21 protein-coding genes are annotated in these 20,258 nt (G+C 58.9%); 11 read left to right on the top strand and 10 right to left on the bottom strand.

Annotation, left to right across the window (positions count from 1 at the left end):
- Window positions 1-30: 30 nt before the first annotated feature.
- The 3 genes from QN377_RS17495 (at window position 31) to QN377_RS17505 (ending at window position 3,234) form a co-directional block, all read left to right on the top strand.
- Window positions 31-1,485 carry a TrkH family potassium uptake protein gene (locus QN377_RS17495; RefSeq protein ID WP_322212633.1) on the top strand — a complete coding sequence of 485 codons (1,455 nt, stop codon included), beginning with the start codon at window positions 31-33 and terminating at the stop codon, window positions 1,483-1,485.
- Between the two features lie 19 nt (window positions 1,486-1,504).
- On the top strand, window positions 1,505-2,263 hold the full coding sequence (locus tag QN377_RS17500; RefSeq protein ID WP_095026941.1) for an AraC family transcriptional regulator: 759 nt from the start codon (window positions 1,505-1,507) through the stop codon (window positions 2,261-2,263).
- A gap of 77 nt (window positions 2,264-2,340) precedes the next feature.
- Window positions 2,341-3,234: a DMT family transporter gene (locus tag QN377_RS17505; protein WP_095039322.1), complete on the top strand. Its 894-nt coding sequence runs from the start codon at window positions 2,341-2,343 to the stop codon at window positions 3,232-3,234.
- Here the strand turns inward: QN377_RS17505 and QN377_RS17510 are convergent.
- Window positions 3,228-3,515, bottom strand: coding sequence for a SelT/SelW/SelH family protein (locus tag QN377_RS17510; protein ID WP_095002712.1), 288 nt, complete (start codon window positions 3,513-3,515; stop codon window positions 3,228-3,230). The genes QN377_RS17505 and QN377_RS17510 overlap by 7 nt on opposite strands.
- A 70-nt stretch (window positions 3,516-3,585) precedes the next feature.
- Between QN377_RS17510 and QN377_RS17515 the strand changes: the two genes are divergently transcribed.
- Window positions 3,586-5,769 carry a patatin-like phospholipase family protein gene (locus QN377_RS17515; RefSeq protein ID WP_095018931.1) on the top strand — a complete coding sequence of 728 codons (2,184 nt, stop codon included), beginning with the start codon at window positions 3,586-3,588 and terminating at the stop codon, window positions 5,767-5,769.
- A gap of 122 nt (window positions 5,770-5,891) precedes the next feature.
- Here QN377_RS17515 and QN377_RS17520 read toward each other — a convergent pair whose 3' ends face one another.
- A complete protein-coding gene (locus QN377_RS17520) occupies window positions 5,892-6,326 on the bottom strand; it encodes a MarR family transcriptional regulator (protein WP_095002651.1) in 435 nt (144 codons plus the stop codon).
- Between the two features lie 119 nt (window positions 6,327-6,445).
- Window positions 6,446-8,575, bottom strand: a complete 2,130-nt coding sequence (recQ, locus tag QN377_RS17525; protein ID WP_095002652.1) for a DNA helicase RecQ — start codon at window positions 8,573-8,575, stop codon at window positions 6,446-6,448.
- A gap of 269 nt (window positions 8,576-8,844) precedes the next feature.
- Here recQ and QN377_RS17530 point away from each other — a divergent pair, with 269 nt between their 5' ends.
- Window positions 8,845-9,432, top strand: coding sequence for a YecA family protein (locus QN377_RS17530; protein WP_095002653.1), 588 nt, complete (start codon window positions 8,845-8,847; stop codon window positions 9,430-9,432).
- 7 nt (window positions 9,433-9,439) lie between these two features.
- Window positions 9,440-9,838 (top strand): YbaN family protein, encoded by a 399-nt coding sequence (locus tag QN377_RS17535; protein WP_169916488.1) that lies wholly within the window; start codon window positions 9,440-9,442, stop codon window positions 9,836-9,838.
- A gap of 94 nt (window positions 9,839-9,932) precedes the next feature.
- Here the strand turns inward: QN377_RS17535 and QN377_RS17540 are convergent, their stop codons facing one another.
- The gene (locus QN377_RS17540; RefSeq protein WP_095002654.1) at window positions 9,933-10,538 is read right to left on the bottom strand and encodes a tRNA-uridine aminocarboxypropyltransferase; all 606 of its coding nucleotides are present in this window, start codon (window positions 10,536-10,538) and stop codon (window positions 9,933-9,935) included.
- Between the two features lie 17 nt (window positions 10,539-10,555).
- Window positions 10,556-11,449 (bottom strand): LysR family transcriptional regulator, encoded by an 894-nt coding sequence (locus QN377_RS17545; RefSeq protein WP_095002655.1) that lies wholly within the window; start codon window positions 11,447-11,449, stop codon window positions 10,556-10,558.
- A gap of 244 nt (window positions 11,450-11,693) precedes the next feature.
- Between QN377_RS17545 and speB the strand changes: the two genes are divergently transcribed.
- From speB to QN377_RS17560, 3 genes are all read left to right on the top strand, one after another.
- A complete protein-coding gene (speB, locus tag QN377_RS17550) occupies window positions 11,694-12,644 on the top strand; it encodes an agmatinase (RefSeq protein ID WP_095002656.1) in 951 nt (316 codons plus the stop codon).
- 96 nt (window positions 12,645-12,740) lie between these two features.
- The gene (locus QN377_RS17555) at window positions 12,741-14,120 is read left to right on the top strand and encodes a sodium:solute symporter (RefSeq protein ID WP_095002657.1); all 1,380 of its coding nucleotides are present in this window, start codon (window positions 12,741-12,743) and stop codon (window positions 14,118-14,120) included.
- A 211-nt stretch (window positions 14,121-14,331) separates the two neighbouring features.
- Window positions 14,332-14,814: a hypothetical protein gene (locus QN377_RS17560; RefSeq protein ID WP_095002658.1), complete on the top strand. Its 483-nt coding sequence runs from the start codon at window positions 14,332-14,334 to the stop codon at window positions 14,812-14,814.
- A 113-nt stretch (window positions 14,815-14,927) separates the two neighbouring features.
- Here the strand turns inward: QN377_RS17560 and QN377_RS17565 are convergent, their stop codons facing one another.
- On the bottom strand, window positions 14,928-15,053 hold the full coding sequence (locus QN377_RS17565) for a PA1414 family protein (RefSeq protein WP_254924894.1): 126 nt from the start codon (window positions 15,051-15,053) through the stop codon (window positions 14,928-14,930).
- Window positions 15,054-15,209: 156 nt separating this feature from the next.
- Window positions 15,210-16,085: a putrescine utilization regulator PtrR gene (gene ptrR / locus QN377_RS17570; protein WP_095002659.1), complete on the bottom strand. Its 876-nt coding sequence runs from the start codon at window positions 16,083-16,085 to the stop codon at window positions 15,210-15,212.
- A gap of 103 nt (window positions 16,086-16,188) precedes the next feature.
- Between ptrR and QN377_RS17575 the strand changes: the two genes are divergently transcribed.
- Window positions 16,189-17,370, top strand: coding sequence for an MFS transporter (locus tag QN377_RS17575; protein ID WP_095018933.1), 1,182 nt, complete (start codon window positions 16,189-16,191; stop codon window positions 17,368-17,370).
- On the opposite strand, the gene QN377_RS17580 is transcribed toward QN377_RS17575, so the two are convergent.
- The 3 genes from QN377_RS17580 to QN377_RS17590 are packed head-to-tail and all read right to left on the bottom strand — an operon-like array spanning window position 17,318 to window position 19,553.
- On the bottom strand, window positions 17,318-18,247 hold the full coding sequence (locus QN377_RS17580) for a DMT family transporter (RefSeq protein WP_095002661.1): 930 nt from the start codon (window positions 18,245-18,247) through the stop codon (window positions 17,318-17,320). The two genes, QN377_RS17575 and QN377_RS17580, sit on opposite strands and share 53 nt — an antisense overlap.
- A gap of 42 nt (window positions 18,248-18,289) precedes the next feature.
- A complete protein-coding gene (locus QN377_RS17585) occupies window positions 18,290-18,694 on the bottom strand; it encodes a DUF2177 family protein (RefSeq protein WP_095002662.1) in 405 nt (134 codons plus the stop codon).
- Between the two features lie 22 nt (window positions 18,695-18,716).
- Complete coding sequence (locus QN377_RS17590; RefSeq protein WP_095002663.1) at window positions 18,717-19,553, bottom strand: S1 RNA-binding domain-containing protein; 837 nt, start codon at window positions 19,551-19,553, stop codon at window positions 18,717-18,719.
- Between the two features lie 358 nt (window positions 19,554-19,911).
- On the opposite strand from QN377_RS17590, the gene QN377_RS17595 reads away from it, so the two are divergent.
- Complete coding sequence (locus tag QN377_RS17595; RefSeq protein WP_016781632.1) at window positions 19,912-20,091, top strand: hypothetical protein; 180 nt, start codon at window positions 19,912-19,914, stop codon at window positions 20,089-20,091.
- The last annotated feature ends 167 nt before the right edge of the window (window positions 20,092-20,258 follow it).

Here is a 20,258-nt window from a genome sequence, read left to right on the forward strand (position 1 = left end):
GCGCCCCTCTTTCATCCCCGAGCTGACTTCATGGCGTTGCCGACATTACGCATCATCGGTTTCATTATCGGCATCTTCCTGATTACGCTCGCGATCAGCATGGCCGTGCCCATGCTGACCCTGGTGATTTACGACCACCTGGGCGACTTGCCATCCTTTTTGTGGGCCAGCCTGATTACCTTCATTGCCGGCCTGGCGCTGGTCATACCGGGCCGCCCCGAGCAGGTGCATCTGCGCCCCCGGGACATGTATCTGCTGACTGTGTCCAGCTGGGTGGTGGTGTGCATCTTCGCCGCACTGCCGTTTTTGCTGACGCAGCACATCAGCTATACCGATTCTTTTTTTGAAAGCATGTCCGGCATTACCGCCACCGGCTCCACCGTGCTGAGCGGCCTGGACACCATGTCCCCCGGCATTCTGATGTGGCGCTCGATGCTGCACTGGCTGGGCGGCATCGGCTTTATCGGTATGGCGGTAGCCATCTTGCCCCTGCTGCGCATCGGTGGCATGCGCCTGTTCCAGACCGAGTCCTCTGACCGCTCCGAAAAGGTCATGCCGCGCTCGCACATAGTGGCCCGCCTGATTGTCGCCACTTACGTCGGCATCACCATTCTGGGCAGCCTGGCATTCTGGTGGGCGGGCATGAGCGTGTTTGATGCGATCAACCACGCCATGTCGGCCATTTCCACCGGTGGTTTTTCGACCTCCGACCAGTCACTGGCCAAGTGGTCGCAACCGGCGGTGCACTGGGTCGCCATTGCCGTGATGATCATGGGTAGCTTGCCGTTTACCTTGTATGTGGCCACCCTGCGCGGTCATCGCAAGGCCCTGATCAAGGATCAGCAGGTACAAGGCTTGCTCGGCTTGCTGGTCGTGACCTGGTTCGTGCTCAGCATCTGGTTGTGGTGGACTACCAACATGCCGTGGTGGGACGCCTTCCGCCATGTCGCGCTCAACGTGACCTCGGTAGTAACGACCACGGGCTTTGCTCTGGGTGACTACAGCCTGTGGGGCAATTTCTCGCTGATGCTGTTCTTCTACCTGGGCTTTATCGGCGGTTGCTCGGGCTCGACTGCAGGCGGGATCAAGATTTTCCGCTTTCAGGTCGCCTATATCCTGCTCAAGGCCAACCTTAATCAACTGATCCACCCTCGAGCGGTGATCAAGCAGAAGTACAACGGCCACCGCCTCGACGAAGAAATCGTACGCTCGATCCTGACCTTTTCGTTTTTCTTCGCCATCACCATCTGCGTGATCGCGCTGGCCCTGTCGCTGCTGGGACTGGACTGGATGACCGCCCTGACCGGCGCCGCCAGCACGGTGTCGGGCGTAGGGCCAGGGCTGGGCGAGATCATCGGGCCGTCCGGCAACTTCGCCAGCCTGCCAGATGCGGCCAAGTGGATTTTGTCATTGGGCATGTTGCTTGGGCGACTGGAGATCATTACCGTGTTTGTATTGTGCATTCCGGCATTTTGGCGGCACTGATCCACAGAAGAGACCTGTCATGGACCAAATCCTGTCACTGCGCCATTACCGCCACGACCTGATTGCCCATAGCCATGAACATGCGCAGGTGGTGATCAGCTTGTCGGGCAAGCTGGATTTCGAAGTCGAGGGCCGGCCCAGCCTGCTGCGCCAGCAACAGCTGATGGTCGTGCCTGCGGGCGCCCACCACACCTGCGGCAGCCCGCAAGGCAGCCACTGCCTGGTGCTGGACGTGCCTGGTGACAACTGGCTGGGCCAGTCCCTGGGTGGGCACGCCGATGCCAGCCGCCGATTGCTCGACAACCCCGCACAGCTGCCTCTCGACCCGAAACAGCATCAACTGGTCGACTGGCTCGCCACCAGCCCGATAAACGACCCGTTGATTGCTCGCCAGGGTGCGATTCTGCTGCTCGCCAGCCTGGCTAACCTTGCCGGTGAACGGGCGCAACCCAAACGCCTGCCCTACGCGGCCATGGATGCCTATATTGAGCAGAATACTGCCTACCCGTTACAGGTTGCGGATCTGGCTCAAATTGCAGGCTTGTCCTGCGCCCGCTTGCACAGCCGCTTTGCCAGCGAGTGCGGGCAAACGCCAATGGACTACATCCGCCAGCGACGCCTGCGCAGTGCCCTGACGCTGCTGCGCCAAAGCGCCCTGGCCATAGGCGAAATAGCCAGCCGCGTTGGCTACAACTCGCAAAGCGCGTTCGCCGCCGCCATGCTGCGCGAATTCGGCGCCTCGCCTTCGGTGCTGAGGCGCGAGTCTGGCGACAACTGACGCCAGTGTCGCGACAGACAGCTCCCTGCCCTGCCCCGTAGACTGCACGCCTTGCCTCTATTGAACCAAGGATTGCAATGACTCCGCGTACTGCCCTGGGCGCCCTGCATATCGGCGCTTTGATGTTTGGCCTGACTGGCGTGTTCGGCAAACTTGCCGCTGCATCGGCTTCGATCATCGTATTTGGCCGCGCCGCTTTCGCAGTGCTGGCATTGCTGTGCTTCACCGCGCTGGCCAAACGCAGCGCCTGGTACCGACTGACCCTGCGCGACGCCCGCAGTTTGCTGCTGAGCGGTGTGCTGCTGGCCGGGCACTGGATAAGCTTTTTTGTCTCGGTAAAAATCGCCGGGGTCGCGATTGCAACCCTGGGCTTTGCCAGTTTCCCGGCGTTCACGGTGATTCTGGAAGGACTGATTTTTCGCGAACGCATTCGTCCCAACGAAATAGTTCTGGTGGCGCTGGTCAGCATCGGGCTGATCCTGGTCACGCCAAGCTTTGACCTGGCCAGCCAGGCCACCGAAGGGCTGCTGTGGGCCGTCGCTTCCGGCTTGCTGTTTTCACTGCTGTCGCTGAACAACCGCGCCAACGCGGGGCGGATGCCCGCCGTGCAGGCCGCCATGTGGCAAAACGCGGTGGTCGCGTTGTGCCTGCTGCCCTTTGCCGGCCCGGGATTGAGCGAAGTCCGCCCGCTGGACTGGCTATGGATCGGTCTGCTCGGGGTGTTTTGCACCGGCGTGGCACACAGCCTGTTCGTCGCCAGCCTGGCAGTAATCAAGGCGCGCACTGCCGCCGTGGTCTTTGCCATGGAACCGGTCTATGGCATCACCCTGGCATGGTTGCTGTTCCACGAAACACCCTCGCTGCGCATGTTGCTGGGCGGTGTACTGATAATCGTCGCCATCGTGGTGTCGAGCCGCATGCGCAGCGGCCCCGCACCCGATAAGGCAGGGCTGGACGCCGCCGCTCACTGAGCCCGGTCGTTGTGCCCCAGGTCGCGCTGCGGGTCAATTTGGTCACGCACTCGCTGCTTGAGCACCTTGGCTTCGGGAAAGCCGCCGTCAGCCTTGCGTTCCCAGATCTGCACACCGTCGCAGGTGATGCGAAACACCCCACCGGTGCCAGGCTCCAGCACGACCCGGCCCAGGTCTTCGGCAAAGGTGCTGAGCAACTCTTGAGCCAGCCAGGCGGCACGCAGCAGCCACTGGCATTGGGTGCAGTAGGTAATGACAATTTCGGGTTTATTGATCGACATGATTTCAAAGGCTCTTGAAAGGAAGGCGCCGCTATAATAGCCGCCTTTCTCGCTTGCCCAGAGACTCATGATGCGCCGCCTGCTCTGTTGTTTGTTCCTGTGTCTTTGCCCTTTGGTGCTGTTTGCCGCCGAAGCCGCCAAACCCAAAGTCGGCCTTGTGCTGTCCGGCGGCGCGGCCCGTGGCCTGGCCCACGTTGGCGTATTAAAGGCCCTGGAAGAACAGGGCATTCATATCGATGCCATCGCGGGCACCAGCATGGGCGCAGTGATTGGCGGTCTGTATGCCTCCGGCTACAAAATCGATGAGCTGGAAAAACTCGCGCTGAGCATCGACTGGCAAGAGGCCCTGTCCGATGCGCCGGAGCGCGAAGACATACCTTTTCGGCGCAAGCAGGATGACCGCGACTTTCTGGTCAAGCAACAACTCAGTTTCCGCGACGATGGCAGCCTGGGCCTGCCATTGGGCGTGATTCAGGGCCAGAACCTGGCATTGCTGCTCGAAAGCCTGCTGGCCCACAGCAGTGATGTGCGCGACTTCGACAAACTGCCAATCCCGTTCCGCGCCGTGGCCACTGATATCGTCAATGGCGAAAAAGTGGTGTTTCGCAAAGGGCATCTGCCCCAGGTGATCCGCGCCAGCATGTCAATCCCGGCGGTATTCGCCCCGGTCGAGATCAACGGCCAGCTGTTGGTCGATGGCGGCATGGTCGACAATATCCCGGTGGATGTGGCCCGGGAGATGGGCGTGGACATGGTCATTGTGGTGGATATCGGCACCCCGTTGCGGGGCCGCAAACAACTCAACACCGTGTTCGACATCCTCAACCAGTCGATCACCCTGATGACCCGAAGCAATTCAGAAGTGCAGCTGGCATCATTGAAGCCTGACGATATTTTGATTCAGCCCGCCCTGGCCAGCTATGGCGCCACTGATTTTGGCCGCTCACTTGACATCATCAATGCAGGCTACAGGGCCACGCAGGTGCTTGAGAAACGCCTCGCCAGCCTGCGTCAACCTACGGACGTGCAACTGGCTGAAGCCCGCACCCCCGAAGAACGCACTCCGGTGATTACCGCGATCAAGATCGAAAACGACTCGAAAATCGGCGATTCGGTAATCCGCTACTATATTCGCCAGCCCATCGGCGAGCCCCTGGACCTGGGCCGCCTGCAACGTGACATGGGCACGTTGTACGGGCTCGATTACTTCGATCAGGTGCAATACCGCGTGGTGCACAAGGGCAAGGAGCGCACCCTGGTCATCAGCGCCAAAGGCAAGCGCAGCGGTACTGACTACCTGCGCCTGGGGCTGAACCTGTCGGACGACATGCGCGGCGACAGCGCGTTCAATATTGGTGCCAGCTACCGAGTCAACGGCATCAACCGGCTGGGTGCCGAATGGCTGACGCGGGTGCAGATTGGCGACAAGCAAGAGCTGTACAGCGAATTTTACCAGCCCCTGGATGCCGGCTCGCGCTACTTTGTCGCCCCCTATATCCGCGCCCAGTCACAAAACGTGGAAATCATCGACGAGAACGACCCTATTGCCGAGTACCGGCTGGAGCGCTATGGCTTTGGTCTTAACTTTGGTCGCCAAATCGGTAATAGCGGTGAAATTCGCCTGGGCATCGGTGAGGCATGGGGCAAGGCTGACGTACGCATCGGTGAGCGCGACATGCCAAGCCTCAACTTCAAAGAGGGATCCTATGATTTGAAGTACTCATTCGACTCACTGGATAACGTGTACTTCCCCCATTCAGGAGAAGACATCAGCCTGAGCCTGCGCCAGTTCGACCCGAGCCTTGGCTCGGATGAGCGCTATCGACAGTGGGAATTCAAACTGGACAAAGCCATGAGTTCAGGCCCCAACACCTGGATATTGGGCGGGCGTTACGGACGTACCCTGGACAAGACTGAAATTGTCACCTCGAGCTTCTTGCTCGGCGGGGCACGACAACTCTCGGGTTTCAGGGAAGATGCGATTTCGGCACAGAATATAAGCCTGATGCGCGCCGTTTATTATCGTCGCCTCACGCCCCGCTCGTATTTGCCGTTTGATTTTCCGTTGTATGCCGGCGCTTCTCTGGAGCGCGGACGTGCCTGGAACAACGACAACGAGTACAACAGCGGCTATATCAATGCGGCGAGCATTTTTATCGGCTTTGACACGCCGCTGGGGCCGCTGAACTTCAGTTACGGCTTCAACGATGATGACCAGAAAGCGCTGTATCTGAACCTGGGGCAGACGTTCTGACGGCTAGAAAACAGACTACTGTGGGAGCGAGCCTGCTCGCGATGCTGGCAGCGTGGTCTTTTAGACAGGCCGCAGTGATGCCATCGCGAGCAGGCTCGCTCCCACAACAGGGATGTGTGAGATCAGTTCTTTTCGAGGTTATCCAGAATCCGCTTGTGCACACGCAGGCAAATGCGCGCTTCTTCTTCATCAATACCCACGAACAGCTCCTGACGCAACGCCGTGGCAATGGCTTCGATCTGTTCGATCAGCGGGCGGGCAGAATCACTCAAGACGATTTTTTTCGCACGGCGGTCTTCAACCACCGCGTGACGCTGCACCAGCCCCTGCGCCTCGAGGCTGTCAAGCAGACGAGCCAGTGTCGGACCTTCAACGCCAACGCTCTGGGCCAGTTCGCGCTGCGTGGGCGCCTCGTCAAAACGGGCCAGATGCAAAAGCACCAGCCAGCGTGCCTGGGACAGGCCCAGGCCAGCGAGACGACGATCCAGCTCGGCACGCCAACCACGGGACATTTGGGCCAGTTGCATACCAAAACGGTGTTGATCGGTTAACGGCATAAAAAACTCAATGTTTAGACTGAAAATAGAGTGAAACTAATTATTAGTCAGCTAAGCATGCCGTTTGCTCATAGGCAAGGCCTATAAGTCAATCAATCGTTACATAATCCCCGTAATAGCTAGATTTCAAACTCCGATTGCAGGGCTGCACGCACGCAATACAGCACGCCCTCAGGTACCCGCCCCTTGAACTGCTCGGCGATGCTGGCCACGCTCGGCAGCTCGCCTTCACCATCGAGGAATGCATCCTGCACTTCCTCCATCAGCTCTTCAGGCAAGTCCAGTGCCTGCTCCAGCGACAGCTCCTGACGACCTATGGCTTCGGCCAGCATGGTGTAAACGTTCTTTTCCGAGCACTGCAATTGCCCGCTGATCTGCAGCGGAGTCATGCCGGCGCGGGCCAGGCTGATCAGTTCGTGGCGGATATCGGCCACCACCTTCGGTGTTTCGCCCTGCCCGCCCAGCACTTCGAGGAATGCCTCGCCATAACGCTCCAGCTTGCGTGCACCGACACCGCTGACCCTGGCCATCTCGGACATCGAGGTGGGCTGGCTGCGCAGCATTTCGAGCAGCGTGGAGTCGGGGAAGATGACATAGGGCGGTACGCCGTGCTCCTCGGCCAGTTTGCGCCGCAGGGCACGCAGGGCTTCCCACTGTTCGCGCTCTTCGCCACGCACCAGCTGGCTGGCCGGGCTGGCAGAGCTGCTCTTGACCGAGGTTTGCGGCTTGAGCTCGCGACGCAGCTCCAGGGTCACTTCGCCACGCAGCAACGGCCGGCAGCTGTCGCTCAGGCGCAGGCCGCCGTAGCCTTCAATATCGATGTCAGCCAGACCACGGGCCACCAATTGGCGGAACAGCGTGCGCCACTCGCCTTCGGCGCGGGCTTTGCCCACACCAAAAACAGACAGATGTTGATGGCCAAAGCTGCGGACTTTTTCGTTCTCGCGGCCCAGTAACACGTCGATCAGATGCCCGGTGCCATAACGTTGGCCCGTGCGATAAATCGCTGACAGCGCCTGGCGTGCCGGTTCGGTGGCATCCCAGGTCTGCACGCCGTCCACGCAGTTGTCGCAATGCCCGCAAGGTTGTGGCATTTCTTCATCAAAATAAGCGAGCAGGGTCTGACGGCGGCAGCGGGTTTCTTCACACAGCGACAGCATGGCGTCGAGTTTGTGGTGCTCCAGACGCTTGTGTCGCTCGTCGCCTTCGGAGTTTTGCAGCATCTGCTTGAGCATCACCACGTCTTGCAGGCCGTAGGCCATCCAGGCATCCGCCGGCAGACCATCACGGCCTGCGCGGCCGGTTTCCTGGTAATACGCCTCTAGCGACTTGGGCAAGTCCAGATGCGCAACGAAACGCACGTTGGACTTGTCGATGCCCATACCGAACGCAATGGTGGCTACCATGATCAGCCCTTCCTCGTTGAGGAAGCGCTTCTGGTTGGCAGCCCGGGTGTCGCTGGGCAAGCCGGCGTGATACGGCAAGGCCGGGAACCCCTGATCGCAGAGGAACTGCGCGACTTCATCGACTTTTTTACGGGACAGGCAGTAGACGATGCCCGCATCGCTGCGACGCTCCGACAAGAACGCCAGCAACTGCTTGCGCGGCTGCTCTTTGGGCACGATGCGATAGAAAATATTGGGACGGTCGAAGCTCGACAAAAAGCGTTCGGCATTCTGCAAATGCAGGCGAGTGACGATCTCTTCGCGGGTGCGCTTGTCGGCCGTGGCCGTCAGGGCAATTCGCGGCACATTGGGAAACACTTCAGCCAGTTGGCCCAGCTGCAGGTATTCAGGGCGGAAGTCGTGGCCCCATTGCGATACGCAGTGAGCTTCGTCGATGGCAAACAAGGCGATGTCCAGGCTCTGCAAAAACGCCATCATGCGCGGCTGCACCAGACGCTCCGGCGCAAGATAGAGCATCTTGACTTCGCCGCGCTTGATACGGTTGGCCAGCTCGCGCTGCTGCTCGGCACTCAGGGTCGAATTCAAGGACGCCGCGGCCACCCCGAGTTCTTCAAGGGTCGCGACCTGGTCGTCCATCAAGGCAATCAGCGGCGATACCACCACGGCCAGGCCATCGCGCAGCAAGGCCGGCACCTGGAAGCACAGGGACTTGCCGCCGCCGGTGGGCATCAGCACCAGGGCGTCGCCACCATTGGCCACGCGCTCAATAATGTCACCCTGGCGGCCACGGAAACTGTCGTAGCCGAAGATGTCTTTGAGTACGCGTTGAGCCTGTTCGAGCATAGAAACTCCAGAAATCGCCGAAACACCCCTGCGCCAGCACGATCCGCTACGCCCGCAAGCCTCTAAAAGGCTCGGACCCAGGCCACCGGTACGCGACATTTAACGCAGGGCATCACAAAACGCGGCAGTATACCCGAGCACTCCCCCGCTGCGGGGGGTGTAATTGCAACACCGATAACCGGGAACTGATGGCAAATGTGCCCTGCGACTGGCTTGGAAGCTCAAGAAAGCCTAGAATTCACTATCGTTTATTTACTAGGTAACACTTAATGTCCTTCGCTGAGCAACTAACCCGCCTGCAAGCCTTCCTCGACGCCGACGAGCTGCATGACGAGGCGCTGGACTACGTGGCCACCCACGGCTATCTGACTGCCCTATCCATCTGTTCCGAGGAAGTGCCAGAGCGCGAATGGATCGACGCGATCTTCTCCGAAGCCCCGCACTACAAGGACGACGCCCAGCGCGCCGAAATCGAAGGCACGCTGATCCAGCTCAAGGCACATATCGCTCGCCAGTTGGCATCCGATGAAGAGTTCGAATTGCCATGCGACCTGGATCTGGGCGACGAGCCGGATGATTCCGACCTGCGCGGCTGGTGTGTAGGCTTTATGGAAGGCGTATTCATGCGCGAAGCCGCCTGGTTCGAAACCGCCGAAGAAGAAGTCAGCGAAATGCTGCTGCCAATCATGGTGGGCTCGGGCCTGTTCGATGATCAGCCAGAATTCGAAGACATCGCCAAAGATGCCAACCTGATGGACGACATGATCGTTCAGATTCCGGAAGCGCTGACGGCCCTGTACCTGCTGTGCCAGGCGCCAGACGAAAAGCCGGCGATCCTCAAACCGCGCCACCACTGATCCTTTAGTGGTTCAGCCCCCACTCGGCAACCGCCCGCGGTTGCTGCGCTACGCTTTGTTTGCCATTGGCTGGCTGAGCGTAGCCCTGGGGGTGATCGGCATATTTCTGCCGGTACTGCCTACAACCCCCTTTCTGCTATTGGCTGCCGCATGCTTTGCGCGCAGTTCGCCGCGTTTTTATCAATGGCTGGTCGAGCACCCACGGCTCGGGCCATGGATCCGCGACTACCTGGACGGTAATGGCATCCCGCTCAAGGGCAAGGTCTACGCCATTGGCCTGATGTGGCTGAGCATTGGCCTGTCCTGCTACCTGGTACCCTTGCCATGGGCCCGGGGCTTTATGCTGACCAGTGCCGTGCTGGTGAGCATCTACATCCTGCGACAAAAAACCCTCGAAAAACCCTGAAACCCTGTGGGAGCGGGCTTGCTCGCGATCGCCCCAACTCGGTTTCCCTGACATACCCCGCAACCTGCATCGCGAGCAAGCCCGCGCCCACAGATTACGACTTGTGCCCGTGATTTTTCAGATAGGTATCGGCGCCCATCGCTTCGATCTGGCCTTCAATCAGCGCCTCGAACGGGCGCAGCAACGGCGTGAACGAGGTGGCCGGCTCCAGAATTTCCAGCGCCTGCACAATCGCTTCCAAAGTAGACAGGGCACCCGGCCCCGGCGCCTTGCGCAACCGGTAACGTGACACAGCGCCCTCGGGCAACGTCACCCGCGGCAATTGCGCCAGCAGCGGATTAAGGTGCAGCAACTTGCGCGCCTTGCGCCAGGTGCCATCGGGTACCACCAACAGCAACGGCAGGTCTTGCTCGCCGACAACATCGGCCACGATCAGTTGCGCATCGTCACCGGGGAACAATAACCGCGCCCGATACCCCGGCGGGTTGAGCAAGGTTGCCAAATCTTCGAACACCTCGCCAACCACCAATTGTGCGTTGGTCAGCCCCAAGGCTGCCAGTCGGGCGGTGTTCAGTGCGTGATTGACCTCACTGGGGTGCTGCAACAGCAACACGCGGGTACGGCTTGCCAGTTGTGGAATAAGTTCGCACAGGCAGTGGGACTGCGGGCGCATACAGCGCGGGCATTGGGCTCGGGACATAGAGTAAACGGGCTCGTTCAAGGTTTATGAAGCTGGGCTTTGAGCAGGTCGCGAAACGTCTGGATCAAGGGTTCGCGGCTGCGACCACGGCGCACGATCATCGAGAACGGTGCCTGATAGCCAAAGGTCGCGGGGAGCAGCACGCGCAGGTCACCCTTCTCCACCCAGGGCTCGGCATAGTGTTCGGGCAGGTAACCGATGTAGGCGCCCGAGAGCACCAGAATCAGCTGTGCCTCCATGCTGTCCACCGTCGCCGCGCTGTGCTTGAAGCCGTGGCGCGCCAGTTCAGCCTGGCTCCAGTAGCCGCGCCCGACCATCCGCTGCTGGGTAATCACCGGCCCGGGGATACGCCGCTCACTGAACAGAGGGTGTCGCGTGCTGCAGTACAGCCAGTGCTGCTCGCGGTACAACGGCTGGTAGACCAGCCCGCTCATGCGCGTGGAAAACGCTCCGATGGCCAGGTCCAGGCGATTGTCCTGAACCCCGAGCTGCAATTCATACGGGCTCATCACCGATAAATGCAGGTGCACCGCTGGATGCTCCTGGCTGTAGGCACCAATGGCCTCGGCAAAGGGCAAGGCCTTGTCGTTGACCGTCGAGTCGATCACACCCAGGTTCAGGGTACCGCGCAACTCACCCTTGAGCGCTGCCGCGTATTGCTCGAAACCTTCCAGTTCGCCCAGCAGGCGCAGGGTTTCCTGATGGAACAACTCGCCCTTGCTGGTCAGGCTGAACCCGCCACGACCGCGATGGCACAGCACCAGCCCCAGATTGGTTTCAAGCTGGCTCATATAAGTGCTGATGGCAGACGTCGAGAGGTTGAGCGCCTGCTGGGCATTGGCGAACCCCTGGTGCCTGACCACGCTGGCAAAAATTCGCAATAGTTTCAGATCGGGTAAAGCGTTGGCCATCAGTAACTCACTTTCCACCGTGGGAGCGGGCTTGCCCGCGATACAGGCGCCCGGGTTTCAGCCTGCTCTGTGGTGATGCATTCGCGAGCAAGCCCGCCCCCACAGGCAATGATGAATGATCAAAGTCTACCGCTATCAGTTTAGAAAAACCTGAACTAAGTATTTGTTCGCAGCGATTCTTCCCGCCTCGTACCTTTCGCAGAATCGAGCGCCATAACTCCTACAAAACGACGAGGCCTTACCCGTGGACAAAATTCTTCATCAACCACTGGGCGGTAATGAAATGCCGCGCTTCGCCGGCATCGCCACCATGATGCGCCTGCCCCACCTGCAATCGGCCGCCGGCCTTGATGCCGCTTTTGTCGGTGTGCCCCTGGATATCGGCACTTCGCTGCGCGCCGGCACCCGCTTCGGCCCCCGCGAAATCCGCGCCGAATCGGTAATGATCCGCCCGTACAACATGGCCACCGGCGCCGCCCCCTTTGATTCATTGTCGGTTGCCGATATCGGCGATGTGGCGATCAACACCTTCAACCTGCTGGACGCCGTGCGCATCATCGAAGAGGCCTACGACGAAATCCTTGAACACGATGTCATCCCCATGACCCTGGGCGGTGATCACACCATCACCCTGCCCATCCTGCGGGCCATCCATAAAAAGCACGGCAAGGTTGGCCTGGTGCATATCGATGCCCATGCCGATGTAAACGATCACATGTTTGGCGAGAAAATCGCCCACGGCACCACCTTCCGCCGCGCCGTGGAAGAAGGTCTGCTGGACTGTGACCGCGTGGTGCAGATCGGCCTGCGTGCCCAGGGCTATACCGCTGAGGACTTCAACTGGAGCCGCAAACAAGGGTTCCGCGTGGTGCAGGCCGAAGAGTGCTGGCATAAATCCCTGACGCCATTGATGGCCGAAGTGCGCGAGAAAGTCGGTAACGGCCCGGTGTACCTGAGCTTTGATATCGACGGCATCGACCCGGCCTGGGCGCCGGGCACCGGCACCCCGGAAATCGGCGGCCTGACCACCATCCAGGCAATGGAGGTGATCCGCGGTTGCCAGGGCCTCGACCTGGTCGGCTGCGATCTGGTAGAAGTCTCGCCGCCGTACGACACCACCGGCAACACTTCATTACTGGGCGCCAACCTGCTCTACGAAATGCTCTGCGTGCTGCCCGGGGTAGTACATCGATAAGGACATCTCTGCGGTGCCAGCAAGCCTTGCGCTTATGGCACCAAGCCACCGTGCTTTAGCTGCATCCATAAAAAAAATAATCGGAGATTCGCCATCATGGCTCTAGATCTACTGGTCGTCCTTATCTACGCAGCGGCAATGCTGGTGCTCGGTTACTACGGCATGCGCAAGGCCAAAACCCACGAAGACTATCTGGTTGCCGGACGAAATCTGGGACCCACGCTGTATATGGGCACGATGGCCGCCACCGTTTTGGGCGGTGCCTCTACCGTCGGCACCGTGCGCCTGGGCTATGTTCACGGGATTTCCGGCTTCTGGCTATGTGCCGCTCTGGGTTGCGGGATCATCGCGCTGAACCTGTTTTTGGCCAAGCCGCTGCTCAAACTGAAAATTTTTACCGTCACCCAGGTGCTGGAAAAACGCTACAACCCGATGGCCCGCCAGGCCAGTGCGGTGATCATGCTGGCCTACGCACTGATGATCGGCGTGACCTCAATCCTGGCCATCGGCACCGTTCTGGAAGTGCTGTTCGGCCTGCCTTTCTGGATCTCGGTATTGATCGGTGGTGGCGTGGTGGTGATCTACTCCACCGTGGGCGGCATGTGGTCGCTGACCCTGACCGACATCGTCCAGTTCGTGATCAAGACGGTCGGCCTGATGTTCGTACTGCTGCCCATCTGCCTGTACCGCGTCGGCGGCTGGGACGAACTGGTGAGCAAGTTGCCAGCCTCGAACTTCAGCTTCACCAGCATCGGCTGGGACACGATCATCACCTACTTCATGATTTATTTTTTCGGCATCCTGATCGGCCAGGACATCTGGCAACGGGTGTTCACCGCCAAAACTGCCAAAGTGGCCAAGTATGCTGGCACATTCGCCGGGTTCTACTGCATCCTCTATGGCCTGACCTGTGCACTGATCGGTATGGCCGCACACGTGCTGATTCCCGACCTGGATAACGTCAACAACGCCTTTGCCGCCATCGTCAAAGTGTCGCTGCCAGACGGTATTCGCGGGTTGGTGATTGCAGCAGCACTGGCGGCCATGATGTCCACCGCCAGCGCCGGTTTGCTGGCAGCCTCCACCGTACTGACCGAAGACCTGTTGCCAAGGCTGCGCGGCGGCAAGCAGTCGAGCCTGCGGATCAACCGCCTGTTTACCCTGCTGACGGGCATTGCCGTACTGGGTATCGCGCTGGTGGTGTCTGATGTGATCAGCGCCCTGACCCTGGCCTACAACCTGCTGGTGGGCGGCATGCTGGTGCCATTGATCGGCGCGATTTTCTGGAAACGCGCCACTACAGCGGGCGCCATCTCCAGCATGAGCCTGGGTTTTATCACCGCATTGATCTTCATGATCAAGGACGGCCTGGACGCCAACACCCCGATCTACTACAGCCTGGCCGTGGCACTGGCAAGCTTTGTGCTGGTCAGCCTGATAGATCGGCGCCCTGTGGCGGTGGCCAGCGTCGCCTGAGAAGGTCTTCTTGAGCGGGTCCGACGCTCCTGTTCGTACCCGTTTTTCTGCCGATCTCATTTCATACAACCGCAAACACCAATACCCCGCCCACGCAGCGCCTTGTCGCTGCCAGCCCATTAGTCAGTCCAACTACGCTTGAAAAGCGGCTACAGGGGATGTAGCCGCTCAACTTCAAACTACCTGTGATTGATTAAATGGACTTAACACCATGACCCACTTCAAGACGTACCTGGCTATTGCCGTGGTGGCCACCACCACGATGCTCACCGGCATGAATGCTCAAGCCGATGTCACCACACTGACATTCGAGATCATCAACAACACCTCCGGGCCGCTCAAACTCAATCGTTCAAACTGGAACCTGTCGCTGGTCGAACCTGGCTACTTTGATGTCGATCCGTTAAGCGAGCATTCGATTGCAGTCAGCTATAAAACCAGCTTCGGCTACCCGCGCAAAACCCCTGCGATACTTCGCGAAGTCTTTTCATACGCCAATGGCAATCGGGAATGCACCTTTAACACAGCACTGCGGGTTACCCAGTCATTTGGCGTATTCAAACCCACACTGAGCTCTACACGATCTGCCAGTGCAACCTCGACGGGTATGGATGATGCGAAATGTGAAGCGCGAATAACGGAGAAAACAGACCAGGCGCCGCTAAACTACAGCGTGCGTTTTACCATGGGCTGACAAGCCCTGATGGATGGGGGCAGTTCACACTGCCCTTGTGTTGCCTGCAGCCCTTCACCCCTCTCGCCGGCAATCACCGGGAGCCGTGAACGGCACGCGACGCAAACGCAACTTTAGCGGCGACGTTGCGGACGACGACGCGGATCCTCGACAGGGATAGGCACAGGTTGCATTGGCGGCTCGATCAGGCCGAGGGCCACGCCCAGGTCATGGAGCCAGGTTTGCAGTTTGTCTTTCATATATCCCCCTTGGGGTCACTCGAGCGACGGGAATTCAGTGGTCGCTTCGTACAGATAATAGTCCTAAGTACTACAAGATGCTTGCTTAAGGTCAATGAACTTTAGGCTAAGTCGCCCCATACATCGGATTCAGGCCAGCACTTGAAGTTGCAGCGATTAATCATGAACTGGCAGCGAACGGGCCTGTTGCAGCTGTATCCAGGCATTCAGGTTTGCCCCCGTCATGCCTTTTCGCCACATCAGCCAGGTCGTGGCGCATGCAAAAGGTTGTTTCAAAGGGTGTACACGGACATTTTCACGCCCCGGCAAGCTGGCCAGCATCGAAGCCGGCATCAATGCGACCCCCGACCCCGCCGCCACGCACGCCAGCATGCCTTGATAGGATTCAATCTCCATTACCCGGCCCATGGCTGCGCGATCACTGGCGTACCAGGCTTCAAGCCGGGCCCGATAAGAACAGCCCTGGCGAAAAGTAAACACTTCACGCCCCTGCACATCCTTGGCGTGGGTGATCTGCGGATGATCCAGATCACTGATCAGTACCAGGCGCTCGTCACAAAACTCCACCCCGTCCAGGCCTGCCAATTCCAGCGGGCCATCCACCAGGGCAGCATCCAGGCGCCCGCCCAGCAGCCCTTCGAGCAACTCGCCGCTGGGTGCCGATTGCACATGCAGATTCACCGCCGGGTAGGTGCGATGGTAGTGCGCCAGCAGGTTCGGCAAATGGATTGCCGCAGTGCTGTACATGGTGCCCAGGGTGAACTTGCCCGAAGGCACGCCACCCTGCACGGCGCTCAGCGCTTCATCGTGCAGGGCAAACAAACGTGCGGTGTAGTCCAGCAGCACCTGCCCTGCCGGAGATAACTGCAAGCGCTGACGCTCACGCATAAACAGTTCGACACCCATCTGCTCTTCCAGTTGCTTGAGCCGGGTCGACAGGTTGGAAGGCACTCGGTGCAGACGCTCAGCCGCACGGGTGATCGACCCTTCTTCAGCCACGGCCTGAAAAATACGTAATTGGCTGAACTCCACACGATTCTCCAAAACAGAATAAGTAGATCACTATTATTCATTTTTAGAGAAAGTCAAATACCACTAGCCTGACGGTCATTGTTCACTATCGGGAAATCCCAGCATGTCGCCCCTGATTCGCCTGCTCGCCAGCCTTGTTGCACTCATGATGGCCATGGGCATTGGCCGTTTTTCCCTGACGCCGCAACTGCCGCACCTGATCAGCGAAGGCCAGATCGACCTGACCGGCGCAGGGCTGATTGCCGCCGCCAACTACCTGGGTTACCTGCTCGGCGCCCTGGATGCCATGCGCGCCAGGCGCCCCGACCAGGTGCGTAACCGATTGCATACAGGCCTGTGGCTGTGCGTTGGGCTGACGCTGGCGTCGTACTGGGCCCAGGGGTTTTGGGCGCATCTGTTATTACGATTCGGCTCCGGGATCGCCAGTGCCTGGGTGATGGTGATGATCACCGCACTGAGTCAGCACATCGCCATCACCGCCAACCGACCGCGTCTGGGCGCTCTGGTTTTTGCCGGGCCCGGTCTCGGGGTGATGCTGACCGGACTGCTGGCCCTGGCCGCCAATTTAACCGGGCAAGACTCGGCCACGCTCTGGATGATTTATGCCCTGGCGGCACTGCTGATGTTGCTGGTGATTTTGCCCGCGCTACCGCAACCCGCTGCACTTGCCGCCCGGCCTCAAACGATGCAGCCCGATAACCGGCAACCCGGGATCGCCCGTCTGGGAGCAATTTATGGGCTCTATGGCCTGGGCTATATCATCCCGGCGACATTTTTATCCCAGATGGCCAATGCCCGGTTTCATGGCCAGTGGCAAGCCGATCTGTTCTGGCCAGCATTCGGGCTATGTGCTGCCATTGGCGTGGCACTGATCAGCTTTCGTCGGCCGCGCCCTGCTACCACGCGCTTCTGGCTGATGGGCGGGTTATGGATTCAAGCCCTTGGTGTGCTGGCGTGCCTGCTTCCGAGCAGCGCGGGGCTGGCACTTGGTGTAATCCTCTGCGGCACGCCGTTTCTGGCCTGCATGCCGCTGGTGATGCAGTGCTCACGGGATCTGGCGCCCAATGCCACAGCGCGCAATGCGGCCATGCTGACCGCCTGTTTCGCCGTGGGCCAACTGTGCGGGCCATTGCTGGCTGCATTGAGCAGCCATTTCAGCGGCGGCTTGCAACCGGCACTGATCATCGCGGCCAGCGGGCTGCTGCTAGCGGGCACTCTGGCCTGGCAGTCGGTCAGCCCCCCAGCAGAGCACGCACTTTGCGACGCACCCACTGCTCGGCGCTGACAAACGTAATACCGCACAGCACCAGCACTGCGCCCACCACAAAGTTGACGCTCAGAGGCTCATGCAGCACCAGCACACCGAATGTCACTCCGAACAGCGGGGTCATGAAGGAGAACACCGCCAAGTTGGAAGCCATATAACGCTTGAGTAACCAGAACCACACCAGATAACTGAAGAACGACACGACCAGCCCTTGAAACAGCACACTGGCCACCGCCACGGTGGTCAGGCTGACGTGGCTGATCTGGCCGCTGAAAGCGGCAATCACCAGCAGGCCGAAAAAACCGACAATCAACTGATAGAACAGGGTCAGGGTCACAGGTGCCTCCGACAACCGCGAGCCGCGCACCACCACCGTGGTCGCGCCCCAGGCCATGCCCGCCAGAATGGCGTAGGCATCGCCCAGCAGCACGTTGCGGTCCATGTCAGCAAACGACATACCGCCCGCGAATGAGAAGGCAATCCCGGCAAACGCAAGCAATATCCCCAACCATTGCAAAGGCCGCAAGCGCTCGCTGGGCAACAGCCAGTTAATCCCGAGTGCGGTGAAAATGGGCGCGGTATAGAGAAATACCGACATATGCGCGGCACTGGTCAGTTGCAGGCCTTCGGAAATAAAGAAGAACTCCAGGCCGAACAGGCTGCCTGCCAGCAAACCGCCACGCCAGGTGGCAGGCACTTGGCTCCAGCCACCCTTCCAGCAGATCAGCAGCCCAACCAGCAGTGCTGAAATACCGGAGCGCATGGCGGCCTGCATCACGGGTGCGATATCGGGTGCCGCCAGCTTGATGATGACCTGTTGCACACCCCAGATCAGGCACAATCCCAGCATCACTTGCAGTGCGAAAGCATCCGTTGCTCGCCGCGAAACACTCATAGTTCACCCGAAAAAAGCCACACCTAAAAAGGTCGAAAACAATCAGGACGCCAGCTTGCGTGCCGCCCAATAACCCGACAGGGCTGCAAGACAGGTCAGTAACCCGCCCCAGGCCATGTCCATCAATGCCAACTGGGGCGACCAGCCTTGCAGCGTGGCCCAGTTAGTCATGTCATAGGTGCCATAAGCCACCAGCCCGAAAAACGCACCTGCCAGAGCAGCCCTGCGCGCACTGGCCCGGGCAAGGGCCGGCAATACCACAAAGAACACCACGCCCAGCACATACAGCAGGTAAAACACGATGGCCGGGCCCCACTTGGGTTGAGCCAGCATCAACGAACCCAACAGCTCTTTATAGGTAGAGCTCATAAGCAGGCCCAGCCACAGGCCGTCAAGCACCAGAAAAGCCAGTAACGCACCGATATACGCCCACACTGCCTTGCTCATGTCGCCAGCCCCTCGTGTTGGATCAGATCAGTTCGATACGGTCCGGGTGGATCGCAATCTTGCCTTCCTTGTAGAGCGCACCAATGGCTTTCTTGAAGTTGCCCTTGCTGACGCCAAAATGAGTACTGATGACTTCAGGGGCACTTTTGTCGCTCACGGCGAGCACACCGTTGTTGTCGCGCAACTTGCTGAGGATCTTCGAATTCAGGCTGCTGGCTGCTTCCTGGCCAACCGGTTGCAGGCTCAGGCTGATCTTGCCGTCCGCACGGACTTCCTTGATGTAGCCCTTTTCCTGCTTGCCCGCACGCATGAACTTGAAGATTTCATTCTTGTGGATCAAACCCCAGTGCTTGTTGTTGATCACGGCTTTAAAGCCCATGTCCGTGGCCTCGGCCACCAACAGATCAACTTCCTGGCCGACCTGATAATTGGCCGGGGTTTTGTCCAGGTAGCGGTCCAGACGGGCAGTCGCGGTGATACGACGCGTGTGCTTGTCGAGGTAGACGTGCACCACGACATATTCGCCGGCGGTCATCTGGCGCTTTTCTTCGGAATACGGCAACAGCAAATCTTTTGGTAAACCCCAATCGAGGAATACGCCGATGCTGTTAACTTCAACCACTTTCAAGCTGGCAAATTCACCGACTTGAACTTTTGGTTTTTCAGTGGTGGCAATTAACTTGTCAGCGCTGTCCAAATAAACAAAGACGTTGAGCCAGTCTTCATCTTCGCTGGGAATATCTTTTGGAATATAACGATTGGGCAACAGGATTTCGCCGTCAGCCCCACCATCCAGATACAAACCGAAGTTTGTATGTTTAACCACTTGCAAACTGTTGTAGCGACCGATTAAAGCCATGTCCAATACCCTCATTACGTAGGCGGCATTCTACCCGAGTTTAGGGGGGCAAATTGGAGTGCCGCAGCCCGCCATCCAAAAAATCTGCGAAAGGTTTGATTTATCAGGTTTTTCCAACGCGCCTTGGACGCCACTCGTCAGCCTGGCGGATGCTCAAAGGCCATCTGCGCACGGCCGGACACGTATACAAAACCTCCCACGTTATGAATTAAAACAGCGAGTTAGCCGACAATTATGCAGTCGTTCATGCTGACTCATACTGCACCGATATTATTTTACGAAGATATTTAACAAGCAATTGTCAAGTATTTCAGGTACTATCGCTGGCCAAGTTATTTTCTACAGGTCAATAGCCGCCATGCGTGTAAAAGCATCCGCCAGCAAAGCAAAGCCAGCTCCCGCTGTTGAAACCAGTGATTCCATCAATGCTCAAATCGAAGCATTCCTGAAATCCGGCGGCGAGATTCAGCAAATCAGCAAAGGCGTCAGCGGCCAAACTTTCGGCCCGTCCAAGCAAATCACGCTCGGCAAGAAGTAATACCCCCTCGCTTCATCTGGTCCTTATGCGCTTTGCCCTTCAAGGCGCTAGGACTCTCGATTTATCCCCTTTGTTCCTGTCTCTTATACACATCTGGGTTGGGGGGTTGTGGTTTTAAAAAAAAAAGGGGGGGGGGGGGGGGGGGGGGGGGGGGGGGGGGGGGGGGG

Origin of the sequence: Pseudomonas sp. CCC4.1 (assembly GCF_035019225.1) — a bacterium.
Lineage (GTDB): Bacteria > Pseudomonadota > Gammaproteobacteria > Pseudomonadales > Pseudomonadaceae > Aquipseudomonas > Aquipseudomonas bubulae.